The sequence below is a fragment of the Paenibacillus sp. PK1-4R genome (genome assembly GCF_030369595.1).
Taxonomy (GTDB): domain Bacteria; phylum Bacillota; class Bacilli; order Paenibacillales; family Paenibacillaceae; genus Paenibacillus.
In genome coordinates this window covers 1,054,413-1,077,309 of sequence record NZ_CP126535.1, presented here as the reverse complement: position 1 = coordinate 1,077,309, position 22,897 = coordinate 1,054,413, and the positions used below count along the sequence as shown (strand labels likewise).

The 22,897-nt window shown below is 47.0% G+C and carries 11 protein-coding genes; 1 reads left to right on the top strand and 10 read right to left on the bottom strand.

Going from position 1 to position 22,897, the window contains the following annotated elements:
• Positions 1-55 precede the first annotated feature (55 nt).
• The 3 genes from QNO02_RS04470 to QNO02_RS04460 are packed head-to-tail and all read right to left on the bottom strand — an operon-like array spanning position 56 to position 6,845.
• Positions 56-3,562: an Ig-like domain-containing protein gene (locus tag QNO02_RS04470; RefSeq protein ID WP_289391220.1), complete on the bottom strand. Its 3,507-nt coding sequence runs from the start codon at positions 3,560-3,562 to the stop codon at positions 56-58.
• Positions 3,531-4,400: an S-layer homology domain-containing protein gene (locus QNO02_RS04465; protein WP_289391219.1), complete on the bottom strand. Its 870-nt coding sequence runs from the start codon at positions 4,398-4,400 to the stop codon at positions 3,531-3,533. The genes QNO02_RS04470 and QNO02_RS04465 overlap by 32 nt, the downstream gene beginning before the upstream one ends.
• Before the next feature lie 36 nt (positions 4,401-4,436).
• Positions 4,437-6,845: an S-layer homology domain-containing protein gene (locus QNO02_RS04460; protein WP_289391218.1), complete on the bottom strand. Its 2,409-nt coding sequence runs from the start codon at positions 6,843-6,845 to the stop codon at positions 4,437-4,439.
• A gap of 384 nt (positions 6,846-7,229) precedes the next feature.
• Here QNO02_RS04460 and QNO02_RS04455 point away from each other — a divergent pair, with 384 nt between their 5' ends.
• Entirely contained in the window at positions 7,230-8,018 is a 789-nt protein-coding gene (locus tag QNO02_RS04455) for a formate/nitrite transporter family protein (protein ID WP_017690511.1), read from the top strand.
• Between the two features lie 264 nt (positions 8,019-8,282).
• Here the strand turns inward: QNO02_RS04455 and QNO02_RS04450 are convergent, their stop codons facing one another.
• The 7 genes from QNO02_RS04450 to nasC form a co-directional block, all read right to left on the bottom strand.
• Positions 8,283-9,269: a WXG100 family type VII secretion target gene (locus tag QNO02_RS04450; RefSeq protein ID WP_133386474.1), complete on the bottom strand. Its 987-nt coding sequence runs from the start codon at positions 9,267-9,269 to the stop codon at positions 8,283-8,285.
• 45 nt (positions 9,270-9,314) lie between these two features.
• Positions 9,315-9,779, bottom strand: a complete 465-nt coding sequence (locus QNO02_RS04445; RefSeq protein ID WP_502921854.1) for an acetyltransferase — start codon at positions 9,777-9,779, stop codon at positions 9,315-9,317.
• A 162-nt stretch (positions 9,780-9,941) separates the two neighbouring features.
• Positions 9,942-11,498, bottom strand: a complete 1,557-nt coding sequence (locus tag QNO02_RS04440; RefSeq protein ID WP_289391216.1) for a glycoside hydrolase family 30 protein — start codon at positions 11,496-11,498, stop codon at positions 9,942-9,944.
• 145 nt (positions 11,499-11,643) lie between these two features.
• Positions 11,644-14,343, bottom strand: coding sequence for a beta-glucosidase (locus QNO02_RS04435; protein WP_289391215.1), 2,700 nt, complete (start codon positions 14,341-14,343; stop codon positions 11,644-11,646).
• Between the two features lie 662 nt (positions 14,344-15,005).
• Complete coding sequence (locus QNO02_RS04430; protein WP_289391214.1) at positions 15,006-19,976, bottom strand: DUF4132 domain-containing protein; 4,971 nt, start codon at positions 19,974-19,976, stop codon at positions 15,006-15,008.
• Between the two features lie 24 nt (positions 19,977-20,000).
• Positions 20,001-20,420: a hypothetical protein gene (locus tag QNO02_RS04425; RefSeq protein ID WP_091034653.1), complete on the bottom strand. Its 420-nt coding sequence runs from the start codon at positions 20,418-20,420 to the stop codon at positions 20,001-20,003.
• A gap of 343 nt (positions 20,421-20,763) precedes the next feature.
• Positions 20,764-22,896, bottom strand: a complete 2,133-nt coding sequence (gene nasC / locus QNO02_RS04420) for an assimilatory nitrate reductase catalytic subunit NasC (protein WP_289391213.1) — start codon at positions 22,894-22,896, stop codon at positions 20,764-20,766.
• Position 22,897 lies beyond the last annotated feature (1 nt).

Genomic DNA, 22,897 nt, shown 5'->3' with positions numbered 1-22,897 from the left:
TCTTTATTGAATCACACTATCTGTTAAACTAAACGCCATTGTAGCAAATACAAGTCTACGGTGTATGATTACCCACGTACTGTAAAGTTCCATGAGGGAACTCATTCCATTCACCGGTTAATGAGAACTGTTGTGAACCTGTATATATCCCGCGTTTTCGGATAAACGTCCCGCCAGCAGGCATGAATTGGTCATGTGAAGTTGGATCACCTAACACATCTACAATTCGTCCATCCTTTTTGAGAACCAAAGCAACGACGTTATACTCATTCGGATTATACAATTCCAACTCATCATTGTAGTACCAAGCTGGCGTTATATCGAAAAAATCGTAAAAAGTATAATTGATGTTTAAATAAGGTAACCCCGAAGTAACATCTAATATGTTTTTGGTTGTCACTTTCATTGTGGATGTCTTTTTCAACCACTGATGAACTTCCAATTGATACCCGGTTGCTTTATGTGACGGATCACCGTCACCTGTGTAATAAAGTTGAACAACACTGCGTCCATTCCCTGCATCTGCATACTGAGAGAAGAACAACTCTGACGTGCCCTGATTTTTCGAGTTCACCTGAACGACCACGGCCCTACCGTCATTCCCTATGATCCAGAATAATAATGGAGATACACTCAAAGGGATCTGGGAAGAATTAATCGTATCCGGCCCTGTAAACGTTGAATCTGGTGTACCGCTATAAACTTTAAAACTCGTCTGCCCAGGGAACCAATTGGACGCTGTAAGAATCAGAGGATCTATGACACCGGACTTCGTGTTGATCTGCATGACACCACCGTTAACCAGAGAAGCAGTCCGAACGTTGAAGGTGTAATTTACCTGTCCACCTTTTCCATCCTTCGCTGTTATGGTTAAAGGAGCAACTACATTCCCAGTCCCCGGTTTTAGTATGATCTGGTTACCATTAATGCTTGCATTCACCGCTTCATTTGAGCTGTTGCTTATCGTGAATTGCAACGCATCTCCATCGGGATCACTGAATAGTTGACTTAGGTCAAACGTGCGCTCATTCGTTACATTAGGTGTTAAAACTTGTTCGTAAATGCTACTTACTACCTCAGGGGGCAAGTTAGGGCCAGCAGGCTCGCCTTGTATAGCCAGGCCAAAGGACGCTTGTTCGCTACGCCCTTTCTGGTCATATACCGTCAACGTCACTGTTGTATTCCCTTCAGCAACTGGAGCAACAGCTATCTGTGAACCATTGGCAGAGACTGTCGCAATATTGGTATCTGCTGAGGAAGCATCCACTGTTAACGTGGCTGTATCAAAATTCATCAGGTACGACGTCAGATCAAGATTCAGAGCAGACCAAGGCCATGTTACCGTTTGATCCGGAATTGAACTGATATTTCCAGATTCAAGAACTTCAATATCAATATAGGCTGTCGCTTCTTTTCCATACATATCTTTTGCTTTGATGTTAGCTTGGAATTTACCAACCTGTCTCGGATGAATAATCAGCTTGTTTTCTTGAATAACCATCTCTGCGATCAGGAGATTGTTGAAATCAAGTGGTGTATGAAACTCTAATGCATCTCCATCGGGATCATTAAAATATTCCGAGAGATTAATGACCGCATCTTCCTTGCCTACAAACAACGTTTGAGCAGGCAGATTCTGAGTAAGCACCGGAGAAGCATTAGGCTTAGGATTAACCCTTATCTGAAATGCGGTTGAAATGGAACCACCTTTTCCATCCTCTACCGAATAATAAATGATGTATTCTCCAAATTTTAGAGCGGTAAAGCTCAGTACACCCGATTCCTCCTCAACAATTAAATCAGGATTAGAGGAGTATGCACTGAATGTGAGTGGGTCACCATCCGGATCTGTATAATAATCATTTAAGTCCACCGAGGGGATAGGATCTGTCAGGAAACCCAAGTATGCTTCAACCCATCCTGGTGAATTTCCTACCGGATTATGATTTGGCACTAGTAGGATATCGATGATAAAGAAATCCTCAGTGATTCCTCCGTTACCGTCATTCACTGTATAAGATATCGTATACGTCCCATTTTGAAGTGATGTTAACTTCAATTCACCCGTATTCTCCTCTACTGTTACCCCGTCTGGATTGGATGAAGTCGCTGTATACGTCAAAGGATCCCCATCTGGATCAGTATATACCTCGTTCAATTTCACTACAGGGATCTCATCCCCCAGGTATACCTCTATTTTCGCTGGAGCTTCGCCGACAGGCGCACGATTGAGTGGTGGCAGAACAACAACTTTCATGTCGAGTTCAGTAATTCCCGTACTGCCATCATCTGCAATTTGCCCATCATCCACCTTAATTTTAAGAACAACTTCCCCCGCCTTTTTAGGCGTTAACCTTAATACAGATTCAGCATAGTTCGATTTTACGATTTCTGTGCCCACGATTTCCGGAGCACTGTTCGTTACACTGTATAGCAATTCCGATTCATATTTCTCATCATCCATAACATAGACCATGAGATCCACATCCTTGCTACCTGACTCAGCTATCAATTCCTGATCAGGAATTGGCGATGCAATAGGAGGTCTATTCACGTAGACTTCGAATGTGGATCTCAGCCTTTTACCACGACCATCATTGGAAGTCACCGTTATGGTAGCCGTGCCATCCCCCAAGGGAACAATATCTAATTGCGATCCATTAAGGATAACCTTTGCAACGGCAGATTTGGATGAACTGACCGTATAAGTTACCAAGTCACCATCCGGATCAGTCACATAGTTGTTTAGGTTTAACGTTGCTCCCTGTCCATTCTGCGTATACTTGCGACTTTCAAATGGTTTCAGAAGTTCAGGAGCACGATTAGCAACAACAGGAGATGTTTCGCCTCCACTCCCCCCACTCGCTCCCCCTGACGAAGGAGATACCGTATTGGAAGATGCCGTTCCTGTATTTCCACTCACAACTGAAGACGAGACTCCGGCAGCCAAGGAAATATCTGAAACTTTCACATTCCCCGCCACATTAATCTGCGTGGAAGGGTTATTCACTTGAAGCTGCTGAATGGTGCCTGCTGCATTAATGTTGACAACGCCTGTCCCATCCACATGGAGTTGCTGTAAAGTGACGTTACCGTTAAGTTGCAGATATTTGGATGTATTCACATGGACCGTCTCAATGGCTCCTTGTAGCTCCACTTTGCTTGCACCTTCGAGAATATTTAATATCGAGAGATTAGCCGTTTTCTCGATATCAATCATACTGTCTGATCTAACGTTAACTTCTTGAGTACGGGTATTCCCTGTTAGTGCAACATGTACATCGCTTTTATCTACACCCACAGTATTGAGAATGGAATTTTCAAATACAACCGTATTACTATCGCCGCCATAAACGAAGACAGACTGTGCCACATTGATATTTTTGGCATAAAAATCATGCTTCACCTCGGGGGCAATCGTCAGCTTGCCCTTGACTGTAAGTCCTTCCACTGAAACAAAGTCTGCTTTCGTGGTTAGATCCCCATGAATTACAGCGTCTCCGCCATCCAATAGCAGATTGCCGCTAAATTCAGCTTTTCCTGGGCCCCCCCTCTTGACCACCTGTTCTAATTTCCAACCCGTTAATTTCAGTGAGCGTATGATTTCGACTCTTGAACTGTATTCCAGCCTGAGCCAGTACAGCCTTATTACGATTATTCAGAAGACCTGCCACTTGTTCAGAGATCTGATAGATAACACCGTTGATCTGAATCTGCTTTCCTTCGATTGACTGAATGACAGACAAGCGGGTTTCCGGGAACATGGCCGAGAGCAGCATGCCTATGGCTTCGCCCCGAACAAGCCCTTGTTTAACTTTATTCTCTCCCTGATATTCGCTTAGAAGTTCATCCTTCTCAGCAGTTCGAATATATGGAGCAGCCCACGTACTCGCTCCTTTCCAATCTGAAGGAAGGGGATCTCCCTGAACTTCTTGTTTAGCCAAAGCTGTGGCTCTTACCAGGACTGTCACCAGTTCCTGTCCAGTGATCTGGGCCTGTGGACGGAAACGCCCTGTTGCATCTCCTTGCAAAATCCCCGCCTTCTTGACCGCCTGAATGGAAGGTGCTGACCAGCTAGTAGATTTCACATCCGTAAAAGATGCTGAGACTGACTTGTCCAGTGTGAGACCCAGAGCTTGAGCAAGAACAACTGCCAGTTCCTGACGGGTGATTGGATCAGCTGCACGAACGTTTCCATCTGGATCTCCCTTGATGAATCCCATGGATACAGCCCTATTCATAACATCGTTTAACTTACTATTGTTATGATGAGCTGAGGATATGTCAGACACAGACATAGTCTGTGCCTCTGACTTATCATGTTGTGCAGATACGGGTACAGTGTTGGAAAGAAGCAACGCAATCAAAGCGAGCTGCACAGTCCTTCTTATTGTTGGCATAGAGGTTCTCCTTCATGATGTGGGATATTTCAAAAATTAAGGATTGGACGGTGAGGATGTGTAGTTACCCAGACCGTTGTAATAGTTCTCTCCTTGTTGGATCCACCGTGCCCCGTCATAATTTGCATCACCATGAACATTACCTGACATTCTTGTTAAAGATTGCGCAGGCTTCAAGATGGCTGTATCCATAGGTTCTCCATCGCTAATCTGATAGAGTATCAAAGTGATGTCTTGGGGTTGATCAATATCAAAATTAAAGGACATATAATAAATCTCGTCCTCATTAATCGGGAAATCTGTAGAGTCATCGGCAATGACCATCGTTTTATAAGGTGCAATGATAGTTCCAGAAGCAAACGTAATCGGATCGTCTATATCACTACGTTTAATTTCAAACTGACTGAGTTCAATTGGTTTGGACGTTGGATTATACAGTTCGATCGCCTGAGTAGTGTCTTCTCCCCAGACTACCTCGGAAATAAACAGGCCCTTTCCTGCATCCGGGTCCTCCACCTTAACCGTAAATGTCGTCTCAACATCTTTACCAGCGGGATCAGTAGCCTTAACGGTAACGGTTGCGGAACCAATACCGTTCTTGAGATCTAAAGTCAATATATTTCCTTGGACACTCACTTCTACCACAGCTGGATCAGAAGATTGTGCTGTATACGTTAGAATGTCGCCATCCATATCTGTGAACACATTAGTCAAATCAACCGTCTTACTCACGGTACCCAGTTCAACTCCAACAGTTGGCAGTGTTTTTACCACTTCAGGAGCATGGTTGATTGGTGGTTGTGGAATGATGATTGGCGGAAATGGCGGTAAAGGTGGAAATGGTGGTGGAATTAAGACCGGTTTGACCACATAAGTGAATGAAGCCGATACACTTCCTCCTTTTCCATCTGCAGCTTTCACCGTAACCGTTGTTTGGCCTGTAGCAGTGGCCATAATTTTTAATTTTGAACCCTGAATATTCGCTGTAGCGATGTTAGAATCGATCTCCGTAATCTCATAGCTCAGCTCATCCTCATCCGCATCAGTAAATACAGCACCGAGATCAATCTCTTGCATGCCATCTCCGAGATATACCATCATGTCAGAAATGCTAGACTGAACAACAGGCGGTTGATTCTGAGGAGACGGAGGTACAATAACCGGCGGCTCAGGTTCTGGAGTTGGTGTCGGCGTGGGAGTCGGTGTAGGAGCTGGTGTTGAAGATCCTGAGCCAGAATTGGAGTTGCTTGTCCCTGTATTGCTGGATGGTGTGGTCAGTGGCGGTGCACTGCGAATGATCTGTGAGGTTACGCCGCCCTTTGGAAGAATAACTGTATTCGTTTTCACACTTGTTGGTAATTGAATAATGGATTTCACGTTTTTCAACACAACTTCCTTCCACGTCCCACTTCCAAGAACAGTGACTTTGTCAGTCGTATCTACAGTTACCGCATCGATATCACCATCAATCGTTATAGCACTTACACCTGGTTTTAATACAACCTTGGACAAGGTATCAGCTTTCAGAGCAACGTGATTTGAAGAGACTGTAACCACACCTGGATAGGAGGTACCGACCAAATTCAATGTCACGTAATTTTGAAGCGTGCCTGCTTGGGTAATCTGGATTTCTGATAAGGCAGACAGGTTACGTGTACGTGCATCATAAGTAATTACTGCGTTCTGCAATGCTTCTTTGTTCTCATCATTCAAAATTCTTTGCAATTCCTGACTGATCACAAAAGGACGTCCATCCATATAGGCAACATCTCCGTCCAATGCAGTCAAAGAAGCTGTTCGTTTACCCGTCTGGAAAACATCTACGAGAACCTTCGCTATATCTTGTCGTTGTACCAGAGCTCTGGATTCAAATTTCCCCTCATTTGAATCCAATAGCCCCAATTTCAACGCAGTATGTACCTGTTCTTTAGCCCAGCCACTCACCTTGGATTCATCTGCAAGCGTCTGTTGTTGTCCTCCTTTTGCTCCTTGTGTTCCTGTCACTCTTACCAAAATGGAAGCAAGCTCTTCCCGACGAATCGGATCGTTAGCACGGAAATTGCCTGTTGCATCTCCAGTCATCCATCCCTTTTGACGAATTGCTTCAATATAAGGAGTCGCCCAATCTGAATGTTTAAGTCCAGTGTTGGAAGTCTTATCAATCTCTAATTGTGATGCTTTGGCCAGTAACACGGCCATTTCTCTTCGAGTCAAAGGCTGGCCTGGGTGAAATGATCCATCTGGATAACCTGAAATTAATCCTTTCTCTACTGCTTCCTTTACGGCCTGAAGAGAGGTCGAGCGAATATCGGTCTGATCTGTAAATACCGACGATATGGAGTCTGTTGATTCTCCAGTTTGCTCTGCTGCGTTGACAAATTGAGTTCCCCACAACATGCCTACTACAAGTGAAGTCAGAAACACTTTCTTCCAATCCTGATTCATATTTGTTCCTCCCAATAAAACTCGTTTTCGGCACATAGTTTATCAAGTTTCTCTGAACAATTTCTGAACAAAATAACTAGAAAAAATTCCAGATCAAAGGAGCTTATACAGAAGGAATCCACACTGATTTCGCTTAACATGGGAATACATTGTTCTATATAAATTTTTGGGTTTTGGCATAAGAAAAATGTGCAAATAACTAATCAAAAAGTGTAAATAATATAAACCCATATTATACGTATTCATCCAAAATAACTTAAACTGGTTAAAGATATTCTTTTTCTGAAAAAGCGTGTTACTATCTCAAAAATCGTTATAATAAAAGGAACTTGGTGAGATTTGTAAGTTAATGCAATCATTCAACTTAGCTATTGGAGGATAATTATGGAAACGGAAGCTTTACGCAACGTGGAACAACTAGCTTTGAAGAAACACAAGATTTACAAACAAAGCTTAATCAGGTACCTTGCACGCTCCATGCTGGCCAGTATGTTTATCGGATTCGGCGTCATCGTGGCGTTTAAGACAGGTAACTTCTTTTATATGGAGCAGTCCCCGTTTACCTATCCGATGGCAGCAATTACGTTTGGCGCGGCCATCATCCTGATCGCCTACGGCGGGGGTGACCTGTTCACGGGCAATACGTTTTATTACACGTATGCGGCGCTGCGCAAGAAACTGCGCTGGTTCGAAGTGATCAAGCTGTGGATTGCGAGTTATAGCGGTAACCTGATGGGCGCAGCCGTGTTTGCCTTGTTAATCTACCTGACCGGATTGTTCGACTCGTCCCAGGTGAACGGTTTTCTGCTAAGCGTGGTGGAACACAAAATGGAAGTTCCGACCATGCAGCTCTTTTTCCGGGGAATCCTGTGTAACTGGCTTGTATGTATGGCGTTCTTTGTCCCGATGTTCATGAAGGAGAATGGAGCCAAAATGTTCGCCATGATGCTCTTTGTGTTCTGCTTCTTCATCTCGGGATACGAGCACAGCATCGCCAATATGTGTACATTCGCGATTGCACTTGTGCTGAACCATCCGGGAACGATCTCATTTGAAGGTGTGCTTCACAACCTGGTTCCCGTGACCTTGGGTAATCTGGTGGGTGGTGTGCTGCTGATGGGCTTTATGTATTATGCGGTGAACAAACCGTTTCTGGATGAAGAGACACATTAATCTCTGGCAAAAAAAGAGTCCCTTCCAGCCCGGTCCATTGACCGTGGCGAATCGGTAAGCAAAACTATAAACACCCCGGCAACCTTCCCATCTCAGGGAGAAGGTTGCCGGGGTGTTTCTCTATGGGCAGGCTCACGGATAAGCTGCCTGCCCTCCACACGCATAGCCATGTGATACACAACCACATGGCTCCATGCGGTGGGTCGGCAAGCAGGCCACAACCCGGTACCCCTGCGTTGCTCGCTTGCCAACCTCATCCGTGGCTTAGAAGTAATCCCGCCACGGAGTATATTCAATATCGTTGTCGCCACGCGTGACCACGATCATATTTTCCATTTTGCCCGTTTCCTTATTGGTACGGTAGATCATCGTACGTGTCTCGCCTTCCTCCGGCACGGAGAACAGGAATTTGTCCGCGACGAAGGATGAACCTAGTCCTGTCGCATGTTCCGTGAAGGCAGAGCCCGTCTTGCTTGTCAGCAACAGACCAATGCCGTAGGCTGTAGCCGTTTGTGCTGCTTTGCCAAAGAGATGCTCGCCTTGACTGGTGGTGTGCGTTTGCTCCGAATACTTATACTTTTCCGTATCTTTGGTATAGTCCACCACATTGCCCTGTTTATCCAGACTGATGGTGGTCGTTTCGCCCTTGTCGCTTTTCACCTGATACGTACCTACGATGGAATCCTCGGTAATTTTCACCGTCTTGCCCGTATTGGGGTCAGTCTGATAGATTACATCTTCATACTGAAGCCGAATGATGTTCATGCTGGCCTGAATCTGCTGCGCCAGTTCTTCGTCCCCCATCTCTTTGGCTTTCTTCAGCATTTCCTCATAGTTTTGGTATTTCTCGGCATCCTTCTCAGCCCATTCATCCATGTTCTTTGGTGGACCTGGCGTTTTGTCCAGATCATCGCCTTTATTTTTGCCCATGGTTGATAGCGCCCGCGCTGCGGTCAGCGCCGTCATGATTGCCTGGCTCACCGCCTCTTCATCTGTCGTGCGGAAACGCTCGGCAATCTTCTTAAGCTCCGACTGAATGGACAGAACCAGTTCCAGAACAGATTTCATCGTGCCTTGAGCCGTTGAATAATCGTTATAGAAACGTTCCCGTTCCATCCCATCCCAATTGCTGCGCATGACACTCATCTTGCCGTCCAATGTGGACATGAATCCCGATAATTGCTGATGTGCCTGAGCGAACTGCCCACTGACCGTCTCCAGTTGTTCCGGTGTCACCTTGATCTGTGTCATCCTGCCACTCCTCATCCTGGTCATTTATAACTCATGGTCTATCCATTACGACAATCTCTCAGCCTGTTCCTGTTGGATCTCCAGATGCAACAGCGGAAACGGATTACCGGAACCGTCCAATTCGGAACGACCTGTCTGTACAAATCCCATTTTTTCATAGAATCGGGCTGCTCCAGTATTCTGCTCATTAACATCCACCTTGAGGTGACGGCCTTTGATTTTGAAGGTATAGTCTATGAGCAGACGTCCCAGACCCTGTCCGTGTTGACTCGGATCTACAAACAACATTTCGATAAAGTTATCATCCAAACCAATAAAACCTACGGGTTGTTGCTCTGTATTCAGCGCTTCCCAAACCTCGACTTGCCTGTGCTGCAACACATCACTCACCACTTTTTTATAGAACTGAATGTGATGCTCTTCCAAAAACGTATGTGTTGCCCGAACAGCACTCTCCCAGATCTCGACCAACTTGTCATGATCCTGTTCCCGATATGCAACGACTAACATGTCCAACGTATTCTCCTTTTCTATTAAAAGTAAAAGGTTATGTAAAAGCCCGATCCTGGGATCGGACTTGTTTGATAGATCAAATTTGAAATAACTCTTCGTTTATTTTACCATGTCCATCATTCAATCTGTACCCATAATTGCCAAACTTGAGTTAACGTTCTACCCCATTTTTGGTTTCCAACGGAAGGTAACTGCCGATTGGGAAGACAGTACATATCGAAACGAATCTCCGCCCATAACTACATCAAAGGAAACTTCTGCCTCACCCGTGTTAGCTGCAACCAGCACCATCGTTCCATCCGGATTACGGAAGGCTACGTTTTCGATCTGGCCCTGTTCTTGCGTGGAGTCTATCCTTACAGCTCCCGGACGTACATAACTGCTGATGTGGCCTAACGCATAATACTCGACATTTCTAATGATTTCATCACGCTCCGGGTCAATCGTCACAACCCCACGACAGTTCTCACAGCCACCGTTCGTGGGTCCACCTTGCGGATCGAGTACGATGTTCCAGAGCAGTACATTTTTCGCCCAGTTGCGAGGTGCACCAATGATGAGATTGGACATCTGCCAGCTCAGATTCTCGCCAAAATCAGGACTCCACTCCCCACCACTACATTCGGTAAAATAGATATTTTTGTCCGGGAAGCGCTCATGCACTTCCGACATGGCAGATGGATCACCTGCATAACAGTGAAAAGCAGATCCATCAATATATACAGCAGCCTGCTCATCACCAAGTACCTTACCGGTATATTCAACCGCCTGATCCCAGTTATGATCATACGCGATGATTCGCGTGTCCAGTTCTGCATCCTGTAGCGCCGGGCCGAGATAATCGCGAATGAACATCGCTTGTTCTTCGGATCCCATACTCATACTCGGATATTTATCCGAGGTGAACCCCGGTTCATTTTGCAACGTGATCCCGTAGATGGGAATGCCCTTTGCCTGATAAGCTTTGATATACTTCACAAAATAGCTTGCGTACGCTTCATACACCTGGGGATCGTTGTAATCCAGATACCAACCGTTAGTGGTCTTCTCCCCATACTTCATCCAGGCCGGGGCCGTCCACGGTGTGCCCAGTACGTTAAGATCCGGTTTCAAACTAGCTACACGCTTCAGCATATTCACGACTTCCTGATCCTTTTCGATCGAAAAGTGTTCCATCTCATAGTCCGTGCAGGACTCTATATCATCATAGGTATAACTTGAAGCCGCGCCTGATTCATCTACCGAATAATCGGAGGCACCAATCGTATGACGTACCATATCCATGTTTAGCCCTTCCGTCGAGAACATCTCCTTGAGTAGTTGTTCTTGCTGCTCCTCTGGAAGCTGATTAATCAGATGTACCGACGAACCCGTCATCGCTGCGCCGAATCCATCCATGGTCTGATACGTCTTGTCCGGGTCAATCTGTATGGTGAAATCCGACGAAGATGTGTCTGACTCCTGCGTTGAAAAAACTGAAGAACTTGGGTCAGCATCATGGTGATCTGTAATTGGAATGGGCTTCTGTGGTGTAAGCAGATTTTTCCGATCTCCCGTGGTTAACCAGACTTCGACCGCTCTCTGCTTGTCCGCAACCGGTGGCGGAGCGGGTTGTTCACTTCGGGTGAAGATAAGCCAGATTCCTATACCGACACAACAAACAGCAATCAATAGGATTATCCATCGTTTGGGATGCTCTCGCCAGCCTATATTCATCACGTTTCACTCTCCTTCCATTGTGGAAAAAGCCGCGGCCACTAGGCCACGACTCATTTTCCTAATCTATATGAAGTAGAACAAACTGCATTTAACGGAATAACTTCACTGGGAGAACAACCTTCCAATCTCCCTGATTGCAATTTTATTTACCGGACTTGCTTCCGATATTCACACTGCCTGTCAGACGGATATCATCCGATGCACTGCCAACATACAATTGGACTTTACCCTTAGGCATTACCCATTCATGCGATGTTTCATCCCAGTAGGACAATGCGCTGCGATCCAGTTGAATGTTGACCCGTTGCTGCTTGCCTGCTTTCAGATCAACCTTCGCCCAGCCAGCAAGCTGCTTCTCTGGCGTTTCAACTTTGGTTGGCAGGTTGCCGACATAGACCTGTACAACTTCCGCACCGGCAACTTTACCGGTGTTACGTAAGTTCAGGGATACTTCTACGGTTGCTTTGTCGCCTTTGCCTGTGTTTTTCACATGCAGATTACGATAATTAAAATCGGTATAAGACAGTCCGTGTCCAAAGGCAAACGCCGGTGTCATGCCTTCTTTGTCATATCCTTTATACCCTACAAAGATACCTTCGGAGTAGTTGCCCACCCCATTCACACCCGGGAATTGTTCCGCAGTGGATACCGGAGTTTGGGAATCATCTGATGGGAACGTCACCGGCAACTTACCGGATGGATTCACATCGCCGAACAGAACACGTGCCACTGCATTACCTTGTTCCTGACCTGCATACCAAGCCTGAACGATGGATGGCACTTCTTTTTGCCAGGAATCCATTTCAACAGCGCGACCACTCATTTGAACCACGATCGTTTTTGGATTGGCTGCCGCTACCTTGCGGATCAGCTGCTCCTGGTTATTCGGCAGTTCCAGGTCGGAACGGTCTACGTAACCTTCACTGTCATACGTGCGAGTTACCACAACGGCAACATCGGATTTTTTCGCCAACTCAACTGCTTTTTGCATCTTGGCATCAACAGCATCTTCTGGAGCTTCCCAGCCGAAACGAACCTGAGCTCCCATATCATGACTGGTTTGTACCGGGAAATCTGTACGATATTCAATCCGAATGTTGTGAGACTCGCCTTCTTTAAGCGTGATTTCTTTCTTTGTAGTGCTCAGTGTCGCACCTTGATTGTCTACCAGCAGCTGATCATCCACGTATAGTTTTGCAGAACCCAGACTGGTCAGAGACAGTTTGTAATCACCTGTTTTCGGTGCCGTAATGGAACCTGTCCAACGAGCGGACATTTTGCTATTAAACTTCGTTGGCGTCACCGGAAGTTTAGACGACTGTGCATTGAAGCCTTCATAGTTGTAAAATCCAAGATTCATGTTCACCTGATTATCCGTGCGGACCAGTTCAGGATTGCCCTCCATGTCCTTGTTCGTCCAATATTCGGCATGCAGTCCGTTTTTCGCATTGTCTGAACCACTTTCGTTAACACCCGCTGGAGACAAGAGCGTGGATGGTACCGCGGACGGTCCGTTAAACGCATCTCCTGCCGAGATTGGATCGGTTCCGGCTGCATATTGCACATCTACACCGTTTCCTGCACGGTTACGAATCCCTTCAAGCGGGCTCACCGTATACGTCGGATTAACGAGACTGCTACCTCCACCAGCAGCAGATGCGTTATCTGCATCCGGTCCGATGACAGCGATGGATTTCACGTTTTTCTTGGACAGCGGCAGTACATTATCGTTGTTTTGCAAAAGAACCATGCTCTCTTCTGCAATTTCACGTGCTTGTTTGCCGTCTTTCTTGGCATTGATTTGTGTATTCGTTACAGGGTTATCGAACAGCCCCTTATCGAACATTTGAAGCAAAATACGTCTAACCTTCTCATCAATGGTTTGCTCGCTGACTTCACCTTTGTTCACGGCTTCCAGCAATTTGTCTCCCCATTTGCCATACGGCTCTCCAGGTGTCTCCAGATCCAGACCCGCATTGGCGGATTTGGCTGTGCTGAAGTTTGCACCGTAGTCACTCATGACGAACCCTTCGAAGCCGAACTGGTCCTTGAGGACATCGGTCAGCATCTTCTTGTTCTCACAAGCGTATGTACCGTTCACCTGGTTAAATGAACACATTGCAGAACCAAGATCCGCTTTTTCAACCATCGCTTGGAATGGACGTGCATAGACTTCCTGAATGGCACGTTCGCTGGCTGTTGCATTGGTGGTAAAACGCTCTGTCTCCTGGTTGTTCAGGATGTAGTGCTTCGCTGTAGCGATAACCGGATTGCTTTGAATCCCGTTCACATACGCTGCACCCATGCCGGAAGCCAGCAATGGATCTTCCCCGAGCGATTCAAAGTTCCGGGAACCCCATGGTGTACGTGCAATATCAAGCCCAGGACCAAGCACTACATTATGTGTTGTATCATGTGCTTCCTGACCGATCAGATCGCCATATTTCTTGGCCAGATTGGTATCCCAGGAAGCGGCAAGCGCGATGGGTGCAGGCAGTGCCGTGGACTTTTTGTCCTGCACATCCGGGTTAGCCACACGTACCCCTGCAGGTCCGTCTGCCATCTGTAATGCCGGAATGCCGAGGCGCTCCAATCCATCATTATAGAAACCATAATAGTTATTTACTTTACCGGTTACGAATCCAACTTTCTCCTCCAGCGTCATCTCCTTGAGCAGCAGCTCGGTGCGTTCCTCCGCAGACAAGGATTTGTTCATCCAAGGACGATTGGCCCCAGATTCCGCCTCCGCGGCGAAGGCGTGCAGCGGCATAGCCGCAACCGCCACGATGATTAATAACATAAACCATCGTTTGAGGAAAATCAGATTGAGTCTTCTGTTCATGTTGTAAGCTCTCCTTCTCTCTTGATCATTTTTCTTGTGCACATATTGAATACATGTATACAAGGGAATGCAAACTGGCTTGATCCCAGTCTTTCAAGCATTCAGGTCGTCCTGCACATGGCTTCTGAAACTGCAGCCTGCAAGCAAGTCAGCAGATTTCGCTTCCTAACGATAGCCGACATGATCATGAATTACATCCCCTTAAATTTGGTAAATGACCGATTAGAACAAGCCTAGTTCTTTGGAATCACCATATTAACAATTCAGATAACAAAACAAGAAAACGAATTATTTACATTTCCGTAACTACTTTCGAACAAATTCTTTACTTTTAAAAACAGTCGGTTCGACCCACTCCCGATAAACCAATTAATGCAATTAATTATCAGATTAAGGAATATGTCGACACACTCTGGGTCCTAAGTCTATTTGAAAACGGAACCAATCCGGTCCATTGAAATATCCAAAAATATAAAAGCAACTTAGGTCCCTTTTAACAGGTTCTTCAGCTGCCTTTATGTTGGAATTGCTCCATATTGTCCACTTTCCGTCCATGATTCTTGTTCTACACTCGTTATATTGAGATTCGAAGTTACATTAAAATCGGAGTAGCAAATAAAAAACCGCCCCAAGAGGGGCGGCTCACTTCTGTTCAATCACTTCTAGTTCTGTAATTGTGCAAGAATCTGCGGGTCCTTGATCTTTTTATCTTCGGCGAGCAACATCACCTTGGACAAAATCTCAGCTGTTCTCGGATCTTCATCCAGGAATGGCAGGAAGATTCGACCCCGATGCTGACTGTGCACCGGAACAATATGAAGTGCACCTGTAGCTTGTTTGAACACATTACCACTCCCCAGATGAACAGCATACTCACCCAATTCACCATCAATTCGTGCGTAATTCCCGTCCAAACGTACATTGTCGATCTTCAGCAGACGCAACGACTCGTTCACAATGACGTGACGCATCTCGATTGTTGTCAGGCTGGCTTCCGGATCTACGCCTCCCACATGTGCAACGCTGACCACCAGATCGATATCACGCATAACTTCCGAGAAGAACGTCAGCGGCACATCTTGCAGCGCTACAGGTTTGTAGCTCTTACGATCGTAGAACTGCACCGTCTCCAAGGTAGGTGCCTCCGTATCTGCTGGTGAGAACCAATCTGCCATGGCATAGAGATTCGCAATCAGATTGTGCTCGTAACTTACCTTCTGCAGACCTTCCTCATAACTGACAGTCCATTGGCGTCCTTTAAGCAGAGCTACTGCTTTTTTCGGTTGAATCTGATATCCGGCGTATCGACGAGACACCGTACCATTAGCCAATTCGTCCTCGTTAGGAAGATACAGCTCACGGAATACCTGCTTGAAGGGCTGACGCTCCTGACGGGTGAACAGATCCCGCTGGAATTCACTCCAGCTTCCGCTCTGATACAGATGAAGCGGATGAGCAATCAACAGTTGATCCTGTTCCGATAGTGCATGGTTCGTACCCTCCGGCCCAGGAGCAACCAAACCATTGGATGATACATCGAATCGTCCCGTCTTGTCACCTGACTGGAATATAAGCGTTCTTACCAGCGGATGTATAACCGGATTTTGCATCAGACTGGCAATTTCCTCACGTGTAAAGGATGTTCCAGCAGTCATCGAACGTTCCAGCTCCTGTCGTGCCCGGCGATACTGATCCACCAGATCCGATTTGAGCTCTTTCAGTTCAGCGATATATCCATCTTTTTTGAACCGGGCAGGTACAGATTTGAGTGTCTTGCCTTTGCTAACGATAACCATTTCGGGTTGGCCTTCCTCATCAATGACCAATTGTGCTGTCGTGTCAGCATCCAATGCATGAGGTTCAAAGAAGGATTTCATCTCATCCAACTTACGTGCTTCCATGTCCCACATCAGCCGCGTAACATCAGCATAACCTGCATTACGAGCGAGATTGCCCAGTGCAATCTGTGATGCCACACCTTCACTGGCACGGCGTTGTGCACCGAATTGTTTGCTCTGCAACAGAAACTTCTGAATGAAGTCGTATCGCTCACGCAGATCCTGTTCCCGATTAGCCGCGAATGGGATCAGGCTGTAGGTTAACAAATGATCCTTGTTTCGCTTGTCTGACACGGAATCACGCATATCGTCCAATCGAAGCTTGCCCAGTGCAGCATCTGCGAACAATTGGGATCTGCGGTGGTTAGCTCCCCCGGAAATGTACTTGGCGCAATCGTATAACAGATTGAACCGTTCCTCCCCGACAGCAGCATAGGCTTCTTCAAACCAAGCGATATCAAACGCACCTTCATTAAAGTCCTGTGGTGAAATTGGAGAATAGTGGGCCACGATGGTTTCTTTCTCCGCAGTAAAGCGTTCATTGATATGGGCATGGAAGTACCATGCCGCACTGCGGAGACCTTCCCATCCCAGATGTTTTGCAACAATCTCCATCCACTGCGGGGCGTACATAGCTGCTTCCAGCAATTTTTTCTCATTCACCGGATACTTCTGGAGTAATTCTCCAAGACGCTTCTCATCTTCTCCATCCCGTGGATGACAATTCTGAATTAGATAGCTAAACGTCTCTTTACGTGTTGTGTTGTCCCCATAACTGTAGATATATCCACGGACAAATGTATCCTGATCCATCGCCGAGACCAGATGTACCCAGTGTTCCATGCCTTCAATTCGTTCCAGTTTCATGGCAAGTGTACTTACTTCTGTAGAGAGTTCTCCCCGGGTCAGCTCGATCTCCAGAATCCGATTAACGACCGTATCCCGTAAATGAATCAGCTTGGGATCACTTGCGATCACTTCTGTACGAGTGGATGTTAAGTCCCGAATAAACATCAGACGATTCCCACCGACCAGAACCTGTCGATATATCTCCTGTTCATCAATCAGGTTCAGCTGGTACGCGCGCAGGAAATCTTCAAGTGACAGCAAGGACAACGGTTGACTATTTTCTACAAGACTGGCGAACTGGTAGGCTGTCTGGAAGAAACGTTTGAAGCTGTTATCGTCATGGATTTTGCCACGAACCACATAATTCCAAGGTCCAGTCAGAATATGAAGCATGCCTGACTCTTTCTCGAGTCGATCAGCAGGCATACTCGCGATGATGGAGGCCCAGGTTTTCTCAGCTATTTCAAACGTGTCGATCGGATCGCTATCCAGAAATGCCGCCGATATCAGTGCCACTACCTGATCCTTATACGTTAACGAATCCAGCATCTGCTGTAGCTTTTCGATGTCATCCAGAGGATAGATCTGGTCGGCAAACGACTTGCGCCAGCCTTCCAATAACGGAATCTTTTGCAGTTCTTCATAGTCATACTGATCATGGAAGTAACTGTAATGGTCACTCAATTTGCCATTGAAATCCCGGAGCTGTATAACCATGTATAGCTGCATCAGTTCCACACTGCTAAACCCAGCATGTTGAATAAAGTTTTCCCATATGTCATGTAGCGGGAACTGTTCCATCTGCTTCATTTCATTCCGCTCTCCATACGGAACCTTGGAGCGAAGACTCGCTCCGACTAACAACGTGTCTTTGTAGCCAGCATAGTACTCCACTTCATACTCATGATCCCTGTGTTCATGCACTAATTCATCGAGCCCCTGCAGGAATGGTCTGGTCTTATCCAGAGAAAGTGTAAAGATATCCTTCGGACTGTGGCCTTTGAGGTCACGCTTCTCTTCCAGCAATGGCTCACGTCGCTTCGGATCGAATAAATTAAACCCATTAGCGGCCGTATAGCGACTCCCCTGATCCGTCAGCTTGTCGAGCAACTTCTGTTCCTTCGCGGTTGGCGTCTCAATCAGCTGTGCCAATGGCTGCAATTGCTCCTGCTGATCTGCCCGATCCGGATCTGCCGCAATCTCGGTCAACAATTCGAGCGCGCCTAGACGCTGCAACTCACTCTTGGCCTGCAAAAGTCGCTTCAGTGAAACCGTCAATTTATCCACGGGTTGTAGTAACAATACATGGATGACCTTCTGACGAAGTGAGCCTGTCTTGAGCTTCATCAGCGCCTCCATCTGTTTCATCTCTTCAACCGTCAACGTGAGCTGCTTCGCCTTGGAGAGCGCACTTTCCCGATTACTGATGCTTTTATCAGACAAACTCTCAAACACAAACTGTCTTTGCACCTCATTATCGGGATGCTGAACAAACTGGGACAACAGTTCCCCGCGCAGTTCTGGGCTCAAACGGTCCTTGATTGCGATGACTTCGCCGATCCATTCCGGGTCCATATCATAAGCGGCCAGATATAACATTTTCTTCACTACATCATCTGTATCAATCCGGTAGTGAACATACTCAAGTACACCCGATGGTCCACCTGATCCGCCTTTTGGAATGACAGCCAACATCTGTTTGAATTGATCAAAGTCCTGACGTCTCAATGCCTTATCTTCAAGCGCAGGCAATGGCCACACGTAGACACTACGCTGATTCTCTCCATTCTCGAAACTCCAGTTGTACATATACATGGCATCATAGTTGGTCACAATCCAGTGCATCAACTCGGTATCCTGCGCCTCCAGATAACGACGTGCAATGTGCAAACGAAGCTCTCTGTTCTGGCTGTTAGCCAGTACGTATTGGGCAACAATCTTCTGATATAATTGGCCTTGATCCATAATCTCGATGATCTTGCTCGTCAGTTCATTCTCTTCAATGACCGCTGTCGCCCACAGGCTGATAAAGAGCTTGTTGGCGTTCGCTTCCTGCTGCCAGGATTCGCGCACTTCTGGTTGCACAAGCGCCTCATACGCCTGTTCAATCAGCTGTGCAGCAACACGCTGATTGGCTGCTTCTATGCCAATTCCCGTCCATACGGCGAGTGCTCTTACCACCGAACTGAAACGGATCAGGTTGTTGTCGATGATGATTTTTAATATGTAAATATAGGCTTCCAGTGTTCCTTCATCCATCCGCTCCACAATGCTTTGGCGCAGCCCTTCCTGCAACCTTGCTGCAACGAGCAACTCACCCACCATCTGATAGGCATCTGCCTGATCGCTCATGAATATGCCTTTGATCATTTCATGGGTTAACAGCGCCGTCTGATTGTCGCCATAGATAATATCGTGCAATGCCTGCTTCATATCTCCGCCCTGATGATCCAGTTCATATGCGATACAATCCGCCAGAACCCAACGGATCTCATGCAGATAATCCAGCTTGTACTCACGAAGTGAAACATATTCACTCAGGGAGAAATTCTTCATCTCCATTCGGAACAATCCCATCAGTTTGCGGATGACCTGTGCTACATGCTGCTCCGGATCGGATGTGCGAAAAGGTCGGCGTTCATAGTTGTTACTATATGGGAAACGAGTCGCACGCTCAGCGATATAACGGAATCGTGCAACCAATGACTCGCTCGCCAGATGCTGGAGCACATCCAATAGTGGCTGGAATAATGGTTGCTGCGTTTCTGCAGCCAGCCTTCCAAGCAATTTTTCTGTATTCAAAAACATCTTTTCATCTCCACGCAAATACGTAGACCCGGCGATCTCCACAACATAGTTTGCCAGCTCAAGCTGTACCCCTCTTAACGACTTGGCTCTATCCTGCAATTCATCCATATACACCTGTACTTGTTCTTCCTGATTCATCCTGTTCTCCTCCTTCATCGTTCTCTACCACAGACGTCCGGCAAGCATTGTAAAACGAACAAACACCACGTTGTCGCCGTCCTGTATAACCACGGAATTGTCCAGTTCCTGCAATTCTTCATCGTTGAGAAACACTTTGTACAACCCATCCTCATAGGCGGTTATAGCTGTCTCCATCGCACTATTCAGATCAGGAGCGCCCTCATTGTATACTGCGCCAAACCCGACTTTCCCCGTCGCTCCCTGCGTCTCAATCTCATCCGGCATGAGGAAGGCGAGTAATTCTGCCTGTTGCTTCTTGTCCTGAAGGACTTTCACTTGCAGAGCCACCATGTTCTCAATGAGCTGCCTCAGCGTATGGGTTGTTTCCGGAAGTTCGGCAGCTTGTTTGGCAAGTGCCGGCTTGCGCTTACCCAGACTTTTTACCGTTATCCATATGTTCACCGTGTTCCCTCCCTATGTCCTGCCCTATTTGAAGAAGCTTCCATAAGCCCCGATATCTATACCATGATGCGTAATAACCTAAACTCGAAACTGTTGTCGGCCTCAAAATATAATCAAAAATACGTACATATGTACCCCTAATAAACATCATAACTAAAATTCAATCCATATTCATGAGCCAATCCTCATGTTTACGTGGAACCACGGAACTATGGCCTACTTGCGTACATATACGCAAAAAAAGCTGCACAGTCTCATATAAATATGGACTGCGCAGCCGCTAAGCTACCATTAGAACAGTTTATGTCGCCTGAGAACCTTTATAAACTGAAACCTGCATGAATCATCTCGCCAGACGCAACGGTCGAATGGTTACAGCTGCTGTCTTGAACCCAGGCATCCGGCAGAACGGATCTAACTCTGGTCTGGTGGCCCGATTCACATTCTGAATGCCACCCCAATGCATCGGCACGAACAAGGTATCCTCCCGAATCGAATCCTTGATGCGCGAACGAACCGTGAAGCTTCCGTACGTCGATTGAATCTCTACCCACTCTCCATCGTGAATACGATAACGGGCAGCGGTAGCCGGGTGAAGTTCAACAAAGTTCTCCAATTCACGAGCTGCCAGTGCCGGACTGCGATGTGTCTGCACCCCTGTAAGATAATGAGGCAGCACACGCCCATTGGTGAGAATTAAGGGGAACTCCGAAGATATATCATTCCAGCCCGGGCTGGATTCAAATGTGAATGCCGCTTTGCCATCCGGGTGAGCAAATCGTTCACCGAACAGCAGTCCTTCTCCCTGATCCTCCAGGGCAGAACACGGCCAGTATACCCCTTTCTCGTTACGCAAACGCTCATAGGTAATGCCATAGTAATCAGCCACTCCGCCACGACTCGCCACCCGAAGCTCATTAAAGATATCCTCAGCAGTTTCATATTCAAAATAAGAAGCTTTACCCAATTGTGCGGCAATCCGGCATAATATATCCCAATCATCGAGCGTTTCTCCCGGCGCAGGCTGCCCCTTTTCACGGAGCAGAACACGCCCCTCCAGATTGGTCAATGTACCTTCATTCTCCATATAAGATGTAACCGGCAGAACCAGATCAGCCATTCGCGCTGTCTCGGACAGAAACATGTCTGCCACGATCAGAAATTCCAGCTTGCGCAGACCTTCTTCCACCAAACGCACATTGGGGTTGGATACGACCGGGTTGGAGCCCATTACAAGCAACGCCCGAATCTCCTGATCATGGACCTTCTCCATCATCTCGTAGGCAGATACCCCTTTGCCTGGCAAACTTGCAGGGTCCACACCCCAGACGGATGCCACATAGGCACGATCGGCTTCATTTTCAATGGATCGATAGCCCGGCAGCTGGTCAGCCTTCTGCCCATGCTCCCGTCCGCCCTGCCCATTGCCTTGACCTGTGATGGCACCATATCCGCAGCCTTTTCTACCAATTTTGCCAGTCGCCAGCACCAGGTTCAAAAAGTGTCTCACTGCCATATGTCCATCCGTCTGCTGCTCCACACCACGTGCTGTCATGATCATGCCTGTCTCCGCCTCACCATAGGCCATCGCCGCCTGACGAATCAGCGCCAGATCAACCCCGCACGCTTGTGCCGCCTGTTCGAGTTGCAGATCAGCCAACCCTTGTATCAATTGCTCGTAACCATGCGTTCGTTCGCCTATAAAATGAGGGTCAACCAATCCGGCATCCATAATCACCTTCAACATGCTATCCGCCAGCAGAGCATCCATGCCAGGTTTCACCTGCAAATGAAGGTCGGCAATGGCTGCGGTTGCCGTCTTGCGTGGATCAATAACAATAATGAAGGCTCCGTTCTCCTTCGCTTGGTTGAAGTATGGCAGAAGGGTAGGTTGGCATTCTGCAATATTGGTACCTGCAAGTACAATGCAGCCCGCCTTGGGAATATCGGACAGACGGAACGTCAATCCACGATCCATCCCGAATACTTTACTGCCAGCTGAAGCCGCAGCTGACATGCAGAACCGTCCATTATAGTCGATATATTTTGTCCCCAATGCAACTCTGGCAAACTTGCCGAGCAGATAGGCTGTTTCATTTGTCAGAGATCCGCCTCCGTATACTCCGACCGTATCTGCCCCGTATGAATCTTTCAAGTCCTGAACCCGCTCTGCGATGGTCTGAATGGCCTCCTCCCAGGAACAGGGTTCAAGCTCGCCATTACGACGAATGAGCGGATGCATTAATCGTTGACCACTAAGCGCATGTTGATGAGCATTCATGCCCTTCACACACAACCTGCCCTGAGAGGCTTCATTCGGGACACCCTGAACCGTATACTCACCACGACGCTGGCCCGCAACAGGTGCAGCCAGTTCTTCAACAGTCATCTTGCATTGCACACTGCAATACGGACACTGGGTTTCCTTTACATAGAGCTTGGAGGCTGTTGGTTCTGAACTCACGGATAATCCCATC

Coding starts and splice junctions, on each gene's coding strand:
- QNO02_RS04465 (WP_289391219.1), bottom strand. CDS start 4,400: ATGCCAACAATAAGAAGGACTGTGCAGCTCGCTTTGATTGCGTTGCTT.
- QNO02_RS04460 (WP_289391218.1), bottom strand. CDS start 6,845: ATGAATCAGGATTGGAAGAAAGTGTTTCTGACTTCACTTGTAGTAGGC.
- QNO02_RS04455 (WP_017690511.1), top strand. CDS start 7,230: ATGGAAACGGAAGCTTTACGCAACGTGGAACAACTAGCTTTGAAGAAA.
- QNO02_RS04450 (WP_133386474.1), bottom strand. CDS start 9,269: ATGACACAGATCAAGGTGACACCGGAACAACTGGAGACGGTCAGTGGG.
- QNO02_RS04445 (WP_502921854.1), bottom strand. CDS start 9,779: ATGTTAGTCGTTGCATATCGGGAACAGGATCATGACAAGTTGGTCGAG.
- QNO02_RS04440 (WP_289391216.1), bottom strand. CDS start 11,498: ATGAATATAGGCTGGCGAGAGCATCCCAAACGATGGATAATCCTATTG.
- QNO02_RS04435 (WP_289391215.1), bottom strand. CDS start 14,343: ATGAACAGAAGACTCAATCTGATTTTCCTCAAACGATGGTTTATGTTA.
- QNO02_RS04430 (WP_289391214.1), bottom strand. CDS start 19,976: ATGAATCAGGAAGAACAAGTACAGGTGTATATGGATGAATTGCAGGAT.
- nasC (WP_289391213.1), bottom strand. CDS start 22,896: ATGGGATTATCCGTGAGTTCAGAACCAACAGCCTCCAAGCTCTATGTA.